This is a genomic window from Rubrivirga halophila (assembly GCF_046845755.1).
GTDB lineage: Bacteria > Bacteroidota > Rhodothermia > Rhodothermales > Rubricoccaceae > Rubrivirga.
In genome coordinates this window covers 300,695-317,646 of record NZ_CP177357.1, presented here as the reverse complement: position 1 = coordinate 317,646, position 16,952 = coordinate 300,695, and the positions used below count along the sequence as shown (strand labels likewise).

Here is a 16,952-nt window from a genome sequence, read left to right as displayed (position 1 = left end):
GCAGACCACCCCCTGGCTTCGCCGACCCTTCGGGTTGTCCCCCTCCTTACTCAAGGAGGGGGGACTCCGCGACGTGCGCTGAGGCCGACGGCGAACGGATCGGCCCACACAAAAAGAGCCCCCCTCAGGTAAGGGGGGCGGCCGGCAGGCGGGGGGTCCGGGGCTCGCGCCAGCGGACCGACAGGCGCCAGCGGGCGGGCTACGCGAGCGCCAGCGACTCGATCGCCGAGCGCAGGATGCGGGCGCCGTCGGTGTGGCCGAGGGTGGGGTCGCAGGCGCGCTCGGGGTGCGGCATCATGCCGACGACGTTCCCGGGCGCGTTGCGGACGCCGGCGATGTCGCGGGCGGACCCGTTGGGGCTGGCGCCCGGCTGGCCGTCGGCGTCGACGTAGCGGAACACGATGCAGTCGTCGTCCTCGAGCTGGTCGAGCACGTCGTCGGACGCCGTGTAGTTGCCCTCGCCGTGCGCCACGGGGACGGTCAGGACCTCGCCTGGGGAGAGCGCCGCCGTGAACGGCGTCGCGGTGCTCTCGACGCGCAGGCGGGCGTCGCGGCAGGCAAACCGCAAGCTGGCGTTGCGGACGAGCGCGCCGGGCAAGAGGCCCGCCTCGCACAACACCTGGAACCCGTTGCAGACGCCGAGCACCGGCCCGCCCGTCCCCGCGAACCGGACGACGTCGCGCATCACGGGCGAGAACCGAGCGATAGCCCCGGCGCGGAGGTAGTCGCCATACGAGAACCCGCCGGGGACCACGACGAGGTCGGCGTCGCCGATGGAGGCGTCCTTATGCCACACGAACCGGGTGTCCTGCCCGAGCACGTGCTTGAAGGCGTGGTACACGTCGTGGTCGCAGTTGGAGCCGGGGAAGACGAGGACGGCGATGCGGGCCATGAGGGAACGGGGAAAGGGGAACGGGCAGAGAACAGTCACCCGCCCGGTGCGCGTTGGGCTCGGTGGGTAATCTACCTGACGGGCCAGGAGGTCTCCGCTGCCGAACGCGGAATCTGCCCGTTCCTCGTTCCCCGCCGCCCGTTCCCCTTCCCCGTGATCCCCAGGGAGCTGTTCCGCAAGATCCGCCACGTCGAGGTCCGCACGCGCGGGCTGGTCGACGACGTGTTCGGGGGCGAGTACCACTCGGCGTTCAAGGGGCGCGGCATCGAGTTCGCGGAGGTCCGGCCGTACCAGATCGGCGACGACGTCCGGACGATCGACTGGAACGTGTCGGCGCGGACGGGCGAGCCGCACGTCAAGCTGTTCGAGGAGGAGCGCGAGCAGACGCTGCTCCTCGTCGTCGACGTGTCGGCGTCGGAGAGCTTCGGGAGCGCGCGCGCCAAGCGCGACCTGGCCGCCGAGGTCTGCGCCGTGCTCGGGTTCTCGGCGCTCCGAAATAGCGACAAGGTGGGGTTGGTGCTGTTCACGGACCGGGTCGAGCGGTTCGTGCCGCCGAAGAAGGGCAAGCGCCACGTGCTCCGGCTCGTCCGCGACCTGTTCGCGCACGAGCCGCGCGGGAGGGGGACGGACGTGGCGGCGGCGCTCGACCACGTGCTCCGCGTCCAGCGCCGCCGCGCGATCGTGGTGCTCGTGTCCGACTTCCTGATCCCGCAAGCGGCCGAGGCGAGTGTGGCGAAGGGGCTCCGGGTCGCCGCCCAGCGCCACGACGTCGTCGCGATCCGGCTCGTGGATCCGCGCGAGGAGGCGCTGCCGGCCGTGGGGCTGCTGAACGTGGTCGACGCCGAGACCGGGCGGGCGGCGCTCGTCGACACGTCGAGTGCGCGCGTCCGAGCCGCGTTCGCGGACCGCGCCGGGCGCCGGGCGGAGCGGATCGAGGCGGCCCTGAAGAAATCGCGCGTCGACCACGTGACGTTGCGGACGGACGTGGACTACGTGGAGCCGCTGTCGTCGTTTTTCCGTCACCGGGTTCGATGAGGGGGACCGAGGAACGAGGGACGGGGAACGAGGGGCTCATTCGGGCGGCCATGCTCCTGGTATGGCTTGCGCTGGCGATGCCCGCTGGGGCGCAGACGGCGCGCGTGGCGGTGCTGGCGGATTCGGCGTCGGCGGGGGCGCCGTTCCGGGTGGCCGTGGTCGTGGAGCGGCCGGCCGGGGCGCAGGTCACGTTCCCGGAGGGGCCGCTCGGCGAGGCCGAGGTGCTGGACATGGAGCGCCGTCCCCCGGCGGTGCGGGGCGCGACGCGGATCGATACGGCGCTGTACCGGGTGCTGGTGTTCACGCCCGACACGGCGCGCGTGGGCCCGGTGCCAGTGACGGTGGGCGCGGATACGGTGCGGGCGCCCGCCGCGACGGTGCCCGTCCGCTCGGTGCTGTCGGGCGAGACCGAGCCCTACGAGCCCGCACCGGTCGGTGAGCCGCCGTCGTTCCCGAGCGCGGTCCCGTTCCTGGTCGCGTTCGGGCTGCTGGCGGCCGTGGCGCTGTGGGCGACGGTCGGGTTTCTGATCCGCTCGTTCCGTCGGCCCGAGCCGGTCGTCGTGGTGTCGCCGGCCGACGCCGCGCTCGCGCAGCTCTCGACGCTGGAGCGCGAGGCGCCCGGCCCGGGCGCGCCGCCCGCCGAGACCGAGGCGCACGTCGTCGCCGTCCGCGACGTGCTCCGCCGCTTTCTCGCCGCGCGGCTGGGTGTCCGGTCGATGGAAGCCACAACCACGGAGTTGGCGGCCCGGCTCGCGGCCGACGCCCGCGTCCCCGCGTCGGCGACCGACGCGGTCCGCGCCGCGCTCGACCCGGCCGACCTCGTCGCCTTCGCCCGCCAGCGGCCGGACGCCGACGCCGTCGCGCGCCTGCGGAAGGACACGCGCACGGCCGTCGAGGCGGTCGAGGCGAGCCAGCGTGCCCGAGAGGCCGCCAGCGGCGACGGTGCGCCACCGGAGGGAACGAGGAACGGAGACTAAGGGACGGGCAGATCTCACTTCCGGAACCTTGACCGCCTCGCCCTTTCCCCTTTCCCCTTTCCCCTTTCCCCTTTCCCCTTTCCCCTTTCCCCTTGCACCAACCCGTCGCCCCGCCGTTTTCCGAGACGCTCGTCCGCCGCCTGCGCGAGGCGCGGTCGGTCGCCGTGCTGACGGGCGCGGGGATCTCGGCCGAGAGCGGCGTGCCGACGTTCCGCGACCCGGGCGGGCTGTGGCAGCAGTTCCGGCCCGAGGAGCTGGCGAATGTCGAGGCGTTCCTGGCGAACCCGACGCTCGTGCAGGGCTGGTACGGCCACCGCCGCGCGGTCGTGGAAGACGTGGTGCCGAACCCCGGCCACCACGCCCTCGCGGCGCTGGAGCGCTGGGTGGTGGGGCGCGGCGGCGAGTTCCTGCTGGCGACCCAGAACGTCGACGGGCTGCACGGCCGGGCGGGGAGCGAGCGCGTCGTCGAGTTGCACGGCTCGATCACGCGGTCCCACTGCATCGACTGCCGCACGCCCGCGGACGCCGCCGCCGTCGAGGGCGGGGCGCTGACGTGCGAGGCGTGCGGCGGGCTCGTCCGCCCTGACGTCGTGTGGTTCGGGGAGGCCCTGCCCGAGGAGGCCTTCGCCCGAGCCGAGCAGGCGGCGGCGCTGGCGGACGTGTACCTGTCGGTGGGCACGAGCGCGGTCGTGTACCCGGCCGCCGGGCTCCCCCAGCTCGCGCGCCAGGTGGGCGCGTACGTGGCCGAGATCAACCCCACGCCGAGCGACATCGCGGGCGTGCTGAACGAGCAGGTGAGAGGGCTTGCGGGTGAGGTGCTCCCCTCGCTCGTCGCTGCGCTCCGACGAGAGGAATGAGGGGCGAGGATCGAGGAACGAGTGGTGCGGCGGGACGCGTCGACGCCTATACAGACCTCAAGGTCTGGCAGGCCGCCATGGCTCTCGCCGACGCCATCTACGACTGCACCGCACGGTTTCCGAAGCACGAGACGTTTGGGCTCGCCTCCCAGCTCCGCCGCGCAGCTGTCTCCATCCCGTCGAACATCGCAGAGGGATGGGGTCGAGGGCAGACGAAGGAGTATCTCCAGTTTCTCCGCTACTCGCGGGGCTCGCTCTACGAAGTCGAGACACAGATCCGGATCGCCGGGCGCCGCGAGTACGTGGATGCCGAGGAGGTCCGGCAGATCCTCCGCGACACGGACGAGATCAGTCGGATGCTCGCCGGCCTCTCCAAATCACTGCGGCGGCCCAAAGCCCTCGTTCCTCACTCCTCACCCCTCGCTCCTCCATGGCCTTTGCCTCCCCCCTCTGGCTGACCGCCCTGCTCGCCGTGGCCGCGCTCGCGGTCGCCGGCTGGCGGCGGCGCGGGCGGGCGCCGGGCGTGCAGTACTCCGTCGCCAACGACGCCGCCGCCGTCGCGGGCGGCGGGTGGGGACGGGCGCGGCGCGTGCCGGACGCCCTGCTGCTGGCGGCCCTCGCGCTCGGGGTCGTGGCGCTCGCACGGCCCCAGGAGCGGGACGCGACGGTCGAGCGGACGGCCGAGGGCGTCGACATCGTGCTCACGCTCGACGTCTCGACCTCGATGACGGCCGACGACTTCGTGCCGAACCGGTTCGAGGCCGCCAAGGCCGTCGCCGCCGAGTTCGTGCGCGGGCGCGAGTCCGACCGCATCGGGCTCGTCGTGTTCGCCGCGCAAGCGTACACGCAGGCGCCGCTCACGCTCGACTACCCGTTCCTGCTGACGATGCTGCAAGAGGTGCGGATGGGGCTCATCGAAGACGGCACCGCCATCGGCACGGCGCTGGCGACGGCGACCGCCCGGCTGCGCGACTCCGAAGCCCAGTCGAAAGTCGTCGTGCTGCTGACGGACGGGCAGAGCAACCGGGGGCAGGTCGACCCGCAGACGGCGGCCGAGGCGGCGGCGGCGCTCGGCGTCAAGGTCTACGCGATCGGCGTCGGCGGCGACCGGCCGGTGCGGCGCGGCGGGCCGTTCGCGTCGCTCGGCCTGGCGCCCGCGCCCGAGGTCGACGAGGCCGCGCTCCGGCGCGTCGCCGAGACGACGGGCGGGCAGTACTTCCGGGCGACCGACCGCCAGGCGCTCCGCCAGATCTACGCCGAGATCTCGGAGCTGGAGCGGACCGAGATCGAGGAGACCGTCCTGCTCGACGTCGAGGAGCTGTACCCCTGGGCGCTGTGGCCCGCGCTGGCGTGCCTCCTGCTGGCGGTCGCCCTCTCGACGTCGCGCCTGCGCGAGGTCCCCTGACCCCGCCCCGACGGACCGGGGCGAGACGTGGAGTCGCCTACTCGGACGGCGCGGCGTAGACCGCCTTCAGCGTCGCGAGGTATTCGGCGGCCGTCCCCAGCCCCACCTCGGCGCGGCGCGCGTCGAGCGTCGCGTCGTCGACCGTCGGTGCGATGACCATCTCGCCGTCCGGCCCGGGCGCGGCCTGGGTGCCGTAGACCTGGGGCTCGCCCCGGCCGACGAGCACGCGGTCGAGCAAGAGCGCGTAGCTCTGGCCCGGCAGGTCGCCCGCGCGGAACGCGGCTTCCACGAGCGGCAGCATCCGCCCCTGCACGTCCGGCGGGGCGTGCTGGACGATCAGGAACGCCGCGTTCACGCCGTCGGCGCCGACGAGCGCGGGCGTCGGCCACCCGTGCGTGTCGACCACGCCCTCGACGAAGGCGAGGTTGTCGGCGTCCGTCGTCATCATTTCGGCGAGGAGCGCGGCCACCTCGGGCGTCGGGTCGGCGAGGGCGCCGGTGGCGAAGGCGCCCGTGGCGATCAGCCGCTGGCGGATGTCCTGCTCGACGGCGAGCCGGTCGACGAGTTCGGCGCGGAGCGCGGGCTCGGCGACGTCCTGGGCGACGGCGGGGGCGGCGAGGAGGGCGAGGGCGAGGGCGAGGAGAACGAGTTTCATCGGGGTGGGGGTGGTGCGGGAATCAGAGGCGGAGACGGTCGCGCAAGGCCGCCGCGCGGCGGCGCGAGAACTCGACGGTCGTCCCGTCGGTGAGGCGGGCGAGCAGCCCGCCGTTGAGCGCGTCGTCGATGCCGACGACGTGCGCCAGCCCGACCAGGTCGGCCCGGCTGGCGCGGGCAAAGTGGGCGGGGTCGAGGCGGTCTTCGAGGCCCGACAGCGACCGCGCCACGACGGCGGTCTCCGGCCCGGCCGGCCCGTCGAAGTGGAGCCGCGTGTAGTTGCCGACCGACTCGAACCGGCGGACGTCGCCGAGCCGGACGAGGTGCATCCGGTCGCCGTCCTTGACGAACACGCGGTCGACGGGCCCGAGCGGGCCGCCGACTGCGGGCGCGTCGGCCGGCCGCGCCGCCGCCCGGGCCGCCACGCGGGCGATGGCCTCGGCCAGCCGCTCCGGGTCGACCGGCTTGAGCAGGTAGTCGAGCGCGCTCACGCGGAAGGCCCGGAGCGCGTGCTCGTCGTAGGCCGTCACGAACACGACGTCGGGCGCGGCGTCGAGCCCGTCGAGCAGGTCGAACCCGGTCCGCCCCGGCATCTGGACGTCGAGGAACAGGACGTCCGGGGGCGCGCCGTCGGCGGCGAGCCCGGCGAGCACGGCCTCGGCGGCGTCGGCGTCGACGGCCTCGGCGACGACCTCGACCTCGGGGTGGGCCGCGAGCAGGGTCCGGAGCTCGCGGCGGGCGAGCCGCTCGTCGTCCACGACGACGGCGCGGAGGGGGCGGGGGTCAGGCATCGGAGACGATGGGCAGGGTGACGGACGCCACGGCGCGCTCCGCGTCGACGGCGAGGTCGAGGCGGGCGGCGTCGCCGAACAGGAGGGCCAGGCGCTCGCGGGCGTTCGCGAGCCCGGTCCCGGTCCCGTCGGGGGCTGGTCCGCTCGCGGTCGGGTTCTCGACCCGGAGGGCGAGCCGGTCGCCGTCGCGTGCGGCCCAGACGACGACCTCGCCGCCGTCGCGGCGCCGGGCGACGCCGTGCTTGAGGGCGTTCTCGACGAGCGTCTGGACGAGCAGCGCCGGCACCGCCGCGTCGAGCGCGTCGTCGGCCACGTCGAGCCGGACGCGCAGGCGGCCGTCGAAGCGCAAGGCCTCGAGGTCGAGGTAGGTGCCGACGAGGGCGAGCTCGTCGCGGAGCGGGTGCGTCGTCTCGCGCCCGGCCGCCAACGTCCGGCGGAGCAGGCCCGAGAGCAGGGTCACCGCCCGGCGGGCCTCCTCGGGCTCGTCGCGGACGAGCGCGCGGACCGTGTTGAGCGCGTTGAACAGGAAGTGCGGGTTGAGCTGGTACTCGAGCGCCCGCATCCGGGACTCCGCGAGCGCCGCCCGCAGGCCCAGCCGCTCGCGCTCGGCGTCGGCCAGCCGGAAGGCCGTCGCCGCCAGGGCGTACACCGCCGCCCAGACGACGTAGATGGTGGACAGCGTGAGCGCGCTCGCCACGGCGGCACCGATCGAAGGGACCGAGTACGGCCGGCCCGGCACGAGCCAGGGGTCGATCACCGCCGACACGGCCGTCCCGACGGCCTGGGTCGCGAACGCGGCCACGACGGCCGCCGCGATCAACCGAAGCACGAGCGCCCCGAGCGACAGCGACCGCCAGCCCCACCGCCCGGCCACGAGGTGGATCCCGTGCGTCGCGGCCACGCTCAGGACATAGCCCTCGATGAGCGCGACCCCGAACTGCGCGGGCGTCGCGAAGCCCTCGATACCCCCCGTCGCCGCTGCAAGCCCGACGAACACGGCCTCCCCGACAGCCCAGCCGGCGAGCTGGCAGATCCAGTAGAGGCGGGTGCGGGTGGGGTGTCGGGGCATGGCCCGAGACTACCGCGAGGCCCCGACGGCGGCCGGCGGATTCGGATGGGCGGGGCGGCAGGGTGACGAGCGGCGGCGCGCGGGGATGGGCGGGGCACGCGCGCACCCCGCGCGGCGTTGGTAGCCTCCGTCTATGTCCTTCCGCTCCCCCGCCCTCCTGCTGCTGGCGGCCGTGCTCGTGCCGGCCGTCGTGGCCGCGTTCGCCGTCGCCGCGCGCAAGCGGGGCGAGGCGCTGCGGCTGTTCTTGGGGGACCGCGCTGAGGCGCGGGCGTCGGCCCTGCGGCCGCTCGCGCGGCACCGACGGATTCGGGCGGCGCTGCTCGTCGGGGCCGTCGCCGCCGCCGCCATCGCGCTCGCGGGGCCCCGGGCGGGAACCCAGCTTCGCGAGGGGCGGCAGGAAAGCCTGGACCTGCTGATCGCCCTCGACGTGTCGGACTCGATGCGCGCCGAGGACGTGGCGCCGTCCCGCCTGGACCGCGCCAAGCTCGAGATCGAGCGGATCGTCGAGGCCCGGCGCGGCGACCGGGTCGGGCTCGTCGTCTTCGCGGGCGACGCCTTCCTGCAGAGCCCGCTGACGACCGACCGGGGCGCCTTGCGTCTCTTTTTGAACGCCGCCGACCCCGAGCAGGTCGGCGTGCAGGGGACCGACTTCGCGCGCGCGCTCCGCACCGCCGAGGCGGCCTTCGACGCGGGCGCCGACAACGACCGCCGACCGCGCGCCCTCCTCGTCGTCTCGGACGGCGAGGACCACGAGGGCGGGCTGGGCGCAGCGGCCGACCGGCTGCGCGACAACGGCGTCGAGATCCTCGCGCTCGGCATCGGGACCGACGAGGGCGGCCCGGTCCCCGAGGTGTACCGCGGCCGGCGGCGCGGCGTCAAGACCGACCGGACCGGGGCGCCTGTCGTGTCGCGGTTCGCGAGCGGGGCGCTCGACGAGCTGGCGGGCGACGGGCTGTTCCGCGTCGAGCGCCGGAGCGCCGCGGACGCCGTGAACGAGGCGCTGGACCGGCTCGACCGGGCCGTCATCGCGCGCGACGAAGTGGCCGCGGCGGCCGAGCGGTTCCAGTGGCCCCTCGGGCTCGCGCTCCTGCTCCTGCTGGCGGAGCGGCTCGTCGCCCTGCGCCCCCCGACGACGCGCGACGACGACGCGCCCGCCAGCCCCGACGTGACGCGCGCGACCGCGCCGGTCGCCGCCGGGCTCGCGCTGTTGGTGCTGAGCGGGTGCGGGGACGCGTTCGTCGCCGTGTCCCCGGCGGCGCGAGCCGGCCGTGCGGCGATCTCGATGCTGGCCGACGGCGACGGCGAGGGCGCCGAGGCCCGGATCGTCCCCGCCCTCGCACTACCCGATCTGGGGCGCCCGATGCGCGCGAACCTGTGGCACACCCTCGGTGCCGCGCGCGCCGCCCAGGAGCGGTGGGCCGGGGCCGACAGCGCGTTCACCGCCGCCCTCGCCTTTGCCGACACGCCCGCCCAGCGCGCCGCGCTCGCGGCCGACGCCGGGACCGCCGCGCTTCTTGAAGGCCAGCCCTCGCGCGCCGACTCCTTGCTGCGCGTCGCCCTGCGCTTGGACCCCGGACTCGCGCGCGCGCGCCGCAACCAGGAGATCGCGCGGCGCCTGATCGGCGAGGAGCCCCCTCCCCCACCCGGGCCCTCCGACTTCGCCAGACGGCTCAAGGCGCAGGCCGACTCGCTCGTCGCCGCGCGGCAATACCCGGCGGCCCTGTCCGTCATGCAGGACGGCTTGGCGCGCGACTCCACGGTCGCCGCCTATGCCGACTTTATCCAGCGCCTCGGCGGCGTCGCCGAGATCGAGACCTCCGTCCGATGATCCGACCCCTCGTCCTGCTCGCCTCGCTGGCCCTGCTCGCGCAAGCGCCCCCGCCTCAGGCCAGCGACCTCTACCACACCGGCGCGCAGGCCTTTATCGACGGCGACACCGGCCGCGCGCTCCAGGCCGTCCAGGCCGGGCTCGCGCTCGCCCCCGACGACGCCAAGCTCCAGGCCCTGCGCGACTTGATCGAGCAGCAGCAGGACGAGCAGGACGAGGGCGGCGGCCAGCAGGACCAGCCCCAGGACGGCGGCGAGGGCGACGAGGGTGAGCCCGAAGGCGAGGGCGACCCGCCGCCCGGTGAGGGCGACTCCGACGCCGAGGCCGACCAGACGCGCACGCAGGACCAGCAGGCGGGCGCCGGCGAGGCGCCCGCCCAGCCGACCGGCACCCAGCAAGGCGCGATGACGCCCGAGCAAGCCGAGCGCATTCTCGACGCCGTCGGCGGTGAGGAACAGCTCCTCTTGCGCGAGCTCCGCCGCAACCCGTCGCAGCGCCAGCGCTCCGAGAAGGACTGGTGACCGCCCCACTCCATCGCGCCCTCGTGCCCCTCCTGCTGGCGGCGCTGCTCGCCGTCGGCGCGGCGGCGCAGTCGGCGTCCGCGAGCCTGTCCGCCACCCGGATCCAGGTCGGCGAGACGGTCACGTACACCGTCACGCTGGCGGGCGGGCGCGGCGAGCGCGTCGGGCCCCCGCTGGCGACCGGCGCGCTCGAGCTCGTCTCGCGCCAGCCGGTGCTCGACGCCATGACCAGCTTCAACGGCCAGGTCGAGCGGCGCGTGGCCTGGATCTACCGCGCCACGCGGCCCGGGACGGGCCGCGTGGCGCGCTTCCGCGCGAGCGTGGCCGGCGTGCCGGTCTCGGCGCCCGCGCAGTCCGTGCTCGTCGTGGGCGGGGCACCCGTCGCCAGCCCGCGCGCAGCGCCGTCGGGCGGGCGCGAGCTCTTTATCCGCGCCGAGCCGTCGCGGCGGACCGCCGTCGTCGGCCAGCAGATCGTCGTCGACTACGTGCTCTACTTCGAACCCCAGGTGCAGCCCCGCGAGACGTCGCCGGTCGGGACGTGGGACGCGCCCGGGGCGTGGCGCGAGGAGATGGATGTCGGCCCCGCGTACCCACGCCCGACGACCGTCGGCGGCGCGCCCTACGAGGCCGTCACGATCCGCCGCGTCGCCCTCTTCGCCACGCGCGCCGGGACCTTGACGCTCGCGCCGATGACGTTCTCGGTCGACCTGTTGCGCACCGACCGGAGCTTCTCGAACGACCCGTTCGCCCCGTTCTTCTCGCCCTTCACGCGGCGCTTGGAAGACCGCGAGGTGATCGCGCCCGAGGCGACCGTCGAGGTCCGCGCGCTCCCCGACGGCGCCCCGGATTCCTTCACCGGTGCCGTCGGCCAATTCCAGCTCCGGACCACGCTGCCCGCGGTGGCGGCCGACGCGGGCGAGGCGGTCCGCGTCCGGGTCGACATCACGGGGACGGGCAACATCGCGACGCTCGACGCGCCCGAGCTGGCGGTCCCGCCGGGCGTCGACGCCTACGACCCGAAATCCGAGCAGGAGCTGTTCCGGGGCGGCCAGACGTTGCGCGGCGTCAAAACCTTCGACTACACCCTTGTGCCTCAGGGCGGCGGCACGCTCGACATCCCGTCGGCGCCGTGGACCTACTTCGACCCCGCCGACGGCCAGTACAAGACGCTGCGGACGGAGCCGATCCGCGTCGACGTCGACGGCCCCGCCCTCCTCTCGACGCCCGCGCCCGGCGCCGCCCCGGCCGACCTCCTGACGTCCGCGGACTGGAGCCGACGCACCGCCGCCCCCGGCTGGCTGTGGGGCGTGCTCGGCGGCGGGCTCGCGCTCCCCGCGCTTGCGGGCGGGCTCTTCCTCGCCGCCCGCGCCGGGCGCCGCCGCTTGGACGCCGACACCCCGGACAAGCGCCGCCGCCGCGCGCGTGCCGACGCCGCGCGCCGACTCGCCGAGGCACGGGGGCTGGCGGGCCCCGAGGGCTACGCGGCCGTCGAAGGCGCCGTGCGGGGCTACCTGAGCGAGCGGCTCGACGCGCCGGCCGTCGCCAGCCCCGACGACCTCGCGGCCACGCTCGCCGCCGCGCCGCCCGCGCTCCGCGACCAGACGCTCGCCGTGCTCGCCGACGCCACCCGGGGCCGGTTCGCGCCCGGCCTGGGCGCCCCGCCCGCCGCCGCCCTCGCCGACCGCGCCGAGTCTCTCTTGACCGACCTCGACGCCCTCTCGTGACGCTCGCGCTCCTCCTGCTCTTGCAGCTCGCGCCCCAGGCCGAGGCCGACCGCCTGTTCCGGCTCGGCGTCGACCTGGTGGCCGAGGGCGACACGTCGGGCGCCGTCGCCGCGTGGCAGGGCGCCCGGGCGACGGGGTGGGCGTCGGCCGCCGTCGAGCACAACCTGGGCACGGTCGCGCTGGCGCGGGGCGAGACCGGCCCCGCGCGCCTGCACCTCGAACGCGCCGCCCGGCTCGACCCGGCCGACCCGGCGATTGCCCGCAACGTGGCCCTCGCGCGAGCCCGCGCCGGGGCGCCGCCACCAACGGCCGCCGTCGACGTCTGGCGCCGGTTGGTCGGCATCGTGACGCCGCTCGGCGTGGTCGGGTTGGCGCTGGCGCTTGTGTTCGGCGCGCTCGGGCTGGCGCTCGGCGGCCGCACGCGCGCCTCGATGGGACTGGGGGCCGTCGCCGCCGTCGCTGTGCTGGCGGCCGCGTGGACCGTCCGCGACGCGACGCAGCCGCTTGGCGTCGCCCTCGCCGACGCCGTCGTGGTCGAGGCCCGGTCGCCCGACGCCCCGGCCGTCGCTCGCCTCAGAGCCGGCGAGACCGCCCAGGTCGGCGCTGCCGTCGACGGCTGGCGCGCGGTCCGCGTCGGCCGCGCCGAGGGCTGGGCCCCCGCCGACGCCGTCGCGCCCTTGTAAGAGGGCATCGAGGTGTAGGCCACCTGCCGATTTCACTTCCTCTAGGGGCTGGCTCCGCCCCCCGCCTGCCCGGGGCCAGGCTCGCCTGGCCCCCCTCCGCCCGCTAGCGCGGGCACCTCCCCAAGGGAGGAGGAACGCGTCCAGCGCGAGAGAGCCGCTCCCGGTGAACGCACGTCCGTGTGCGAGTCCCCTGGCGGTGCCCAGATGCTTTCTGACCGTCCCCAGATGCTCTCGGACAGCGCCCCGACGCCGTCTCACCGCGTCCAGATGCCTCCGGACTCTGCCAAGATGTCGTCTGCCGGCGCCCAGACGCGGTCTCACCCTCCCCCAACGCGCTCACCCACACCTCACCTGCCCCGGACCGGCCGTCGTCCGCGGTCCGCCGTCCGTCGTCCTCCCCCCGCGGCAACGGATCCGCGTCGGATGCGTCCTGCCCTCGCCGCCGCCCTGTACCTTCCCGCCATGGAACCCCACGTCTACACCCGAACTGAGGACGGCCAGCGGCGCGGCTGGGTCGAAGTCGTGTGCGGGAGCATGTTCTCGGGCAAGACCGAGGAGCTGCTCCGGCGCCTCAAGCGCGCCCGGTTCGCCCGCCAAAAGGTGGCCCTCTTCAAGCCCGCCCTCGACACCCGCTACCACGACTCCGAGGTCGTCAGCCACGACGCGACGGCCATGCCGTCGGAGGTCGTCCACACCGCCGAGCCGATGCTGCTGCTGGCGGGCGACGCGAGTGTGGTCGGGATCGACGAGGCCCAGTTTTTCGGGCCCGAGCTCGTCGACGTCGTCCAGGTCCTGGCGCGCGAGGGGCGCCGCGTGATCGTGGCCGGGCTCGACCAGGACTACCTCGGCCGCCCGTTCGACCCGGTCCCCCAGCTGATGGCCGTCGCCGAGCACGTGACCAAGCTCCACGCCGTCTGCGTGCGGTGCGGCGCGCCGGCCAACCACTCCCAGCGGATCGTCGCCGACGGCGCGCGCGTCTTGGTCGGGGAGGCCGAGGCGTACGAACCGCGGTGCCGAACCTGTTTCCGGCCCGAGGCCGTCGCCGCCGCGCCCGTCGCGCTCCCCGCCGCCGTGCCCGCCGCCACGCTCCCGCTCGCCACCGACGCCTAGCCCCGCCGTGTCCCTCGTCACCATCGGTACCGCCCTCGCCGTCGCGATGCTGCTGGTGTCGGTCGTGGGCGGCTGGCTGGGCGACCTCAAGCGGTCGGGCGGGTCGATCTCGGCGCGTGAGAGCCGCGCCGCGGCCGACGGATCGGGCCGGGCGTTCTACAGCTCGCGCGAGGCCCGCGCCACCGCCATGCGCGAGCGGATCCACCGCGAGCGGATGCGCCGCGAGAAGGCCCGGGGCCCCCGCGTCGCGGCCGGCGCCAGCGGTCCCGAGCCCCACCCCGACCGCGCGCCGGTCCGGCCGCCCTCGCCCGAGGCCGTCCACCGCGCCGTCCTCGACCTCCCGCCCGGCCCTGTCACCGCCGACGTGCTCCGCGTCCACTACCGCCGGCTCGTCGTGGCGTATCACCCCGACCGCTGCGTCGGGCTCGGGGTCAAGCTCCAGCGGCTGGCTGAGGAGGAGACGAAGGCGATCAACGAGGCCTACGCCTTTTTCAAGCGCCACCTCGGCGACTGACGGCGGCCCCGCGCGCGCCGGCCGGTAGGCTCAGAGCACTGACGCGCACAGTCGCGTCAGGATTCTCCGAGATCTCCGTGCCGCCGCCGCCGCGCCTCGGTATCGTCCGGGCGGTCCCCCGCTCCCCCCATGCCGACGGCCCGCCCGGTCCGCGTCCGCCGCTTCGCCGCGGCCCTCCTCGACGGCGTCCTCGCCCTGCTCCTCGCGCTCACGCCCGCCGCCGTCGTGCCGGGCGTGCTCAAGGGCCGGATGTTCGGGGTCGGCCTGCTGCTCGGCGCGGCCTACCTCCTCCTCCGCGATGGCCTCCCGTACGCCGAGTGGGGCTCGCGATCGCTGGGCAAGCGGTGGCTCGGGATCCGCCCGTACCGCATGAGCGGCGAGCCGATGGACTGGACGGTCTCCGCGCGCCGAAACGCGACCGTCGCCGGGGCCGTCGCGCTGGGCGCCGTGCTGTACCTCATCGGCGGGTACCGGGGCATCCCCTTTGGCGAGGTCCTGCTCTACATCGGCGCCGCCGTGCTCGCGGCCGAGTCGGTGCTGGTGGCCGTCGACCCCGCCGGCCGCCGCGCGGGCGACCGGATCGCCCAGACGCGCGTCATCGAGGCCCGCCACTAAACCGCTAGGCGCGGTCGCGGTCGAGCAGCGAGTCGACGCGCGCCAGCACCATGTCGATGGCCACCTGGTTCTGGCCGCCGCGCGGGATGATCACGTCCGCGTACCGCTTGCTCGGCTCGACGAACTCGAGGTGCATCGGCCGGACGGTCCGCCGGTACTGCGCCAGGACGGACTCCACGGACCGCCCGCGCTCGTGCAAGTCGCGCTCCATCCGCCGCATCAGCCGCACGTCGGGCGCGGCGTCGACGAACAGCTTGACGTCCATCCGCTCGCGCAAGGCCGGCTCGGCAAGGACGAGGATGCCCTCGACCAGGATGACGGGCCGCGGGTCGAGCCGCTCGGTCGCCGCCAGCCGGCTGTGCGTCTCGAACGAGTACGTCGGCTTCTCGATGGGCTCGCCGGCGAGCAGGCGGTCGAGGTGGGCCACCATCAAGTCGGTCTCGAGCGCGTCCGGGTGGTCGAAGTTGAACCGCGCCCGCTGGTCCGGCGAGAGGTGGTCGAGCGGCCGGTAGTAGGCGTCGTGGTCGAGGAGCGCGATCCGGCGCGTGCCGAACCGCTCCATCACCCTGCGCTGGACGGTCGTTTTGCCCGAGCCGGAGCCCCCGGCGATCCCGATGACGACAGACATGGTGGTGCGGGATGCAGGACGGCGGCGCGCGCAAGCGCCCCAGGTCCCTCGCGAGCTAGTCGTCCTCTTCTTCGCGGGCGCGCTTGGCGGCAGCGGCCTCGGCCTCGAGCTGGGCGCGGGCCTTGCGGCGGGCGGCGCGGCGCGTCTCCCAGCCCGGGCTCGACACCATCACGACGGTGCCCCCCCCGGCCTCGTTGAGCTCGGTCTCTTCGTGGTCGACCTCGTAGCCGTCCGGCGGCTCCCACAGGTCGAGCGCGTCGGCGCTGTCGGCGGTCTCGTTGACGATGTAGGCCACCAGCGCCCCCCGCAGTTCCTTGACGCCGTGCGAGACGGCCGTCCGCTCGCCCGCCTCGTCCTCGCGGTAGAACTTGACGCGGATCATCCGGCCGTACGTCTCGGCGTCGTCCCACGCCGCCTCGTGCGAGGCCGGCAGCAGGTTCCAGACGGCGTGCCCGTCGACGAGCTTGTTGAGCGCCTTCGAGAGCGGCTCGCGCCAGTACGTCGAGGCCTTGCCGATGCCCGCCACCTTGGCGTCCATCTTGAGCCGGTAGTCCGGGATGAGGTCGTCCGGGCGGAGCAGACCGAACAGGCCCGAGAAGATGACGCCGTTCTCGAGGAGGCGGCGCTGGGAGCCCGTCGGGAGCCCGGCGAAGTCGGTCGCGGCGTACATCACGCCCGGCCCGTAGCGGTCGACGGCCGCCATCAGCGGGCTCCGGTAGATGCCGAGGTTGGCGTCGACGGCCTTCTGCAGCGTGTCGCCCTTGACGCCGAAGAGCTTTTCGAGCGCGGCGTCGTCGGCCGCCCGGATCTCGGCCTGCAGGGCGTCGATGAGCGCGCGGCGCTCCGGGTTGAGGTCCGAGAAGTAGTTGAACGTGTTCGACGAGCGGTAGTCGAACATGTCGGGCGCCAGGGGATTCCCCCCCGGCTCCTTGCCCTCCGCGCTGGGGAGGAGAATCGTAAAACGCAACGTGTGCCGGGGAGAGAGGAGGGCGGGGCGCTAGGCGCCGTCGCCGGAGCGGCCGAGGCGGGCCTGCGAGATCAGGGCGTCGGCTTCGGACAGGAGGTCTTCGGCCTGCTGGCGGGCGTCGGCCACGAGCGCGTCGGCGCGCGCGCGGGCGTCGTTCGAGGCACCCGACCCGTCGAGCCGGTCGACGACGGCCGCGAGGTCGCCGGCCCACCGGTCCAAGAGGTACGCGGCGCGGCGGCGGAGCTGGCGGCCCTCGTCGGGCGCCAGCAGCAGGCCGACGGTGACACCGGCGGCACTCCCAACGAGGAACCCCCAGATGGAGGCCCGGACGGCTCGACTACGCTGACTCATGAGGTTCTGAGGGGGGACGGCCCGCAAGATAACGGCGGGCCGGCCGGGGCAATCCCGAAACAGGCCGCCTCCACCCTGGGAGACGGCCTGGCTCGGCAGATTCGGAGGGGCCCCCTGCGGTGAACCAGGCGACCGAGGGACCTAGCGGCCCTTCTTCTTGTGGCGGTTCTTCCGGAGCCGCTTTTTCCGCTTGTGGGTCGCGATCTTGTGACGCTTGCGCTTTTTGCCGCAGGGCATAGGGTTGGCCGAGGCTGGTTGAGTGGTCGGTACGGGCCGTAGAGAGCAAAGGTAGGGCCCTGCGGACGTACCGACTGCCCAGGGGCGTCTCCTG

19 protein-coding genes are annotated in these 16,952 nt (G+C 74.8%); 12 read left to right on the top strand and 7 right to left on the bottom strand.

The window, feature by feature from the left end; genetic code table 11:
- Positions 1 to 199 precede the first annotated feature (199 nt).
- Entirely contained in the window at positions 200 to 892 is a 693-nt protein-coding gene (purQ, locus tag ACLIRP_RS01330) for a phosphoribosylformylglycinamidine synthase subunit PurQ (protein WP_412062152.1), read from the bottom strand.
- Between the two features lie 153 nt (positions 893 to 1,045).
- On the opposite strand from purQ, the gene ACLIRP_RS01325 reads away from it, so the two are divergent.
- The 5 genes from ACLIRP_RS01325 to ACLIRP_RS01305 all read left to right on the top strand — a co-directional run bounded on the left by ACLIRP_RS01325 (position 1,046) and on the right by ACLIRP_RS01305 (position 5,166).
- Positions 1,046 to 1,927: a DUF58 domain-containing protein gene (locus ACLIRP_RS01325; RefSeq protein ID WP_412062151.1), complete on the top strand. Its 882-nt coding sequence runs from the start codon at positions 1,046 to 1,048 to the stop codon at positions 1,925 to 1,927.
- Positions 1,928 to 1,977: 50 nt separating this feature from the next.
- Entirely contained in the window at positions 1,978 to 2,904 is a 927-nt protein-coding gene (locus ACLIRP_RS01320; protein ID WP_412062150.1) for a hypothetical protein, read from the top strand.
- A 92-nt stretch (positions 2,905 to 2,996) separates the two neighbouring features.
- Complete coding sequence (locus ACLIRP_RS01315) at positions 2,997 to 3,761, top strand: SIR2 family NAD-dependent protein deacylase (RefSeq protein ID WP_412062149.1); 765 nt, start codon at positions 2,997 to 2,999, stop codon at positions 3,759 to 3,761.
- Entirely contained in the window at positions 3,758 to 4,219 is a 462-nt protein-coding gene (locus ACLIRP_RS01310; protein WP_412062148.1) for a four helix bundle protein, read from the top strand. The genes ACLIRP_RS01315 and ACLIRP_RS01310 overlap by 4 nt, the downstream gene beginning before the upstream one ends.
- Complete coding sequence (locus ACLIRP_RS01305) at positions 4,192 to 5,166, top strand: vWA domain-containing protein (protein WP_412062147.1); 975 nt, start codon at positions 4,192 to 4,194, stop codon at positions 5,164 to 5,166. Before ACLIRP_RS01310 ends, ACLIRP_RS01305 begins: the two co-directional genes overlap by 28 nt.
- A gap of 37 nt (positions 5,167 to 5,203) precedes the next feature.
- On the opposite strand, the gene ACLIRP_RS01300 is transcribed toward ACLIRP_RS01305, so the two are convergent.
- Genes ACLIRP_RS01300 through ACLIRP_RS01290 form a run of 3 tightly spaced genes read right to left on the bottom strand, consistent with a single transcriptional unit; the run spans position 5,204 to position 7,680 of the window.
- Entirely contained in the window at positions 5,204 to 5,821 is a 618-nt protein-coding gene (locus ACLIRP_RS01300; protein WP_412062146.1) for a DUF6624 domain-containing protein, read from the bottom strand.
- A gap of 22 nt (positions 5,822 to 5,843) precedes the next feature.
- Complete coding sequence (locus ACLIRP_RS01295; protein WP_412062145.1) at positions 5,844 to 6,611, bottom strand: LytR/AlgR family response regulator transcription factor; 768 nt, start codon at positions 6,609 to 6,611, stop codon at positions 5,844 to 5,846.
- Positions 6,604 to 7,680, bottom strand: coding sequence for a sensor histidine kinase (locus tag ACLIRP_RS01290; RefSeq protein ID WP_412062144.1), 1,077 nt, complete (start codon positions 7,678 to 7,680; stop codon positions 6,604 to 6,606). Before ACLIRP_RS01290 ends, ACLIRP_RS01295 begins: the two co-directional genes overlap by 8 nt.
- A 133-nt stretch (positions 7,681 to 7,813) precedes the next feature.
- Here ACLIRP_RS01290 and ACLIRP_RS01285 point away from each other — a divergent pair, with 133 nt between their 5' ends.
- The 7 genes from ACLIRP_RS01285 to ACLIRP_RS01255 all read left to right on the top strand — a co-directional run bounded on the left by ACLIRP_RS01285 (position 7,814) and on the right by ACLIRP_RS01255 (position 14,675).
- Entirely contained in the window at positions 7,814 to 9,508 is a 1,695-nt protein-coding gene (locus ACLIRP_RS01285) for a VWA domain-containing protein (protein WP_412062143.1), read from the top strand.
- Positions 9,505 to 10,029 carry a hypothetical protein gene (locus tag ACLIRP_RS01280; protein ID WP_412062142.1) on the top strand — a complete coding sequence of 175 codons (525 nt, stop codon included), beginning with the start codon at positions 9,505 to 9,507 and terminating at the stop codon, positions 10,027 to 10,029. The genes ACLIRP_RS01285 and ACLIRP_RS01280 overlap by 4 nt, the downstream gene beginning before the upstream one ends.
- Positions 10,026 to 11,753 (top strand): BatD family protein, encoded by a 1,728-nt coding sequence (locus ACLIRP_RS01275; protein WP_412062141.1) that lies wholly within the window; start codon positions 10,026 to 10,028, stop codon positions 11,751 to 11,753. The genes ACLIRP_RS01280 and ACLIRP_RS01275 overlap by 4 nt, the downstream gene beginning before the upstream one ends.
- Positions 11,750 to 12,436 carry a hypothetical protein gene (locus ACLIRP_RS01270; RefSeq protein ID WP_412062140.1) on the top strand — a complete coding sequence of 229 codons (687 nt, stop codon included), beginning with the start codon at positions 11,750 to 11,752 and terminating at the stop codon, positions 12,434 to 12,436. Before ACLIRP_RS01275 ends, ACLIRP_RS01270 begins: the two co-directional genes overlap by 4 nt.
- A gap of 462 nt (positions 12,437 to 12,898) precedes the next feature.
- Positions 12,899 to 13,546 carry a thymidine kinase gene (locus ACLIRP_RS01265; RefSeq protein ID WP_412062139.1) on the top strand — a complete coding sequence of 216 codons (648 nt, stop codon included), beginning with the start codon at positions 12,899 to 12,901 and terminating at the stop codon, positions 13,544 to 13,546.
- Positions 13,547 to 13,553: 7 nt separating this feature from the next.
- Positions 13,554 to 14,060, top strand: a complete 507-nt coding sequence (locus tag ACLIRP_RS01260) for a J domain-containing protein (RefSeq protein ID WP_412062138.1) — start codon at positions 13,554 to 13,556, stop codon at positions 14,058 to 14,060.
- 129 nt (positions 14,061 to 14,189) lie between these two features.
- Positions 14,190 to 14,675, top strand: coding sequence for an RDD family protein (locus ACLIRP_RS01255; protein ID WP_412062137.1), 486 nt, complete (start codon positions 14,190 to 14,192; stop codon positions 14,673 to 14,675).
- 4 nt (positions 14,676 to 14,679) lie between these two features.
- Here ACLIRP_RS01255 and udk read toward each other — a convergent pair whose 3' ends face one another.
- From udk to ACLIRP_RS01240, 3 genes are read right to left on the bottom strand one after another with little or no spacing between them, the layout of a single operon-like run.
- Positions 14,680 to 15,303, bottom strand: coding sequence for a uridine kinase (gene udk / locus ACLIRP_RS01250; protein ID WP_412062136.1), 624 nt, complete (start codon positions 15,301 to 15,303; stop codon positions 14,680 to 14,682).
- Between the two features lie 55 nt (positions 15,304 to 15,358).
- Positions 15,359 to 16,270: a YaaA family protein gene (locus ACLIRP_RS01245; protein WP_412062135.1), complete on the bottom strand. Its 912-nt coding sequence runs from the start codon at positions 16,268 to 16,270 to the stop codon at positions 15,359 to 15,361.
- Between the two features lie 30 nt (positions 16,271 to 16,300).
- Positions 16,301 to 16,621, bottom strand: a complete 321-nt coding sequence (locus tag ACLIRP_RS01240) for a YtxH domain-containing protein (protein WP_412062134.1) — start codon at positions 16,619 to 16,621, stop codon at positions 16,301 to 16,303.
- Positions 16,622 to 16,952 lie beyond the last annotated feature (331 nt).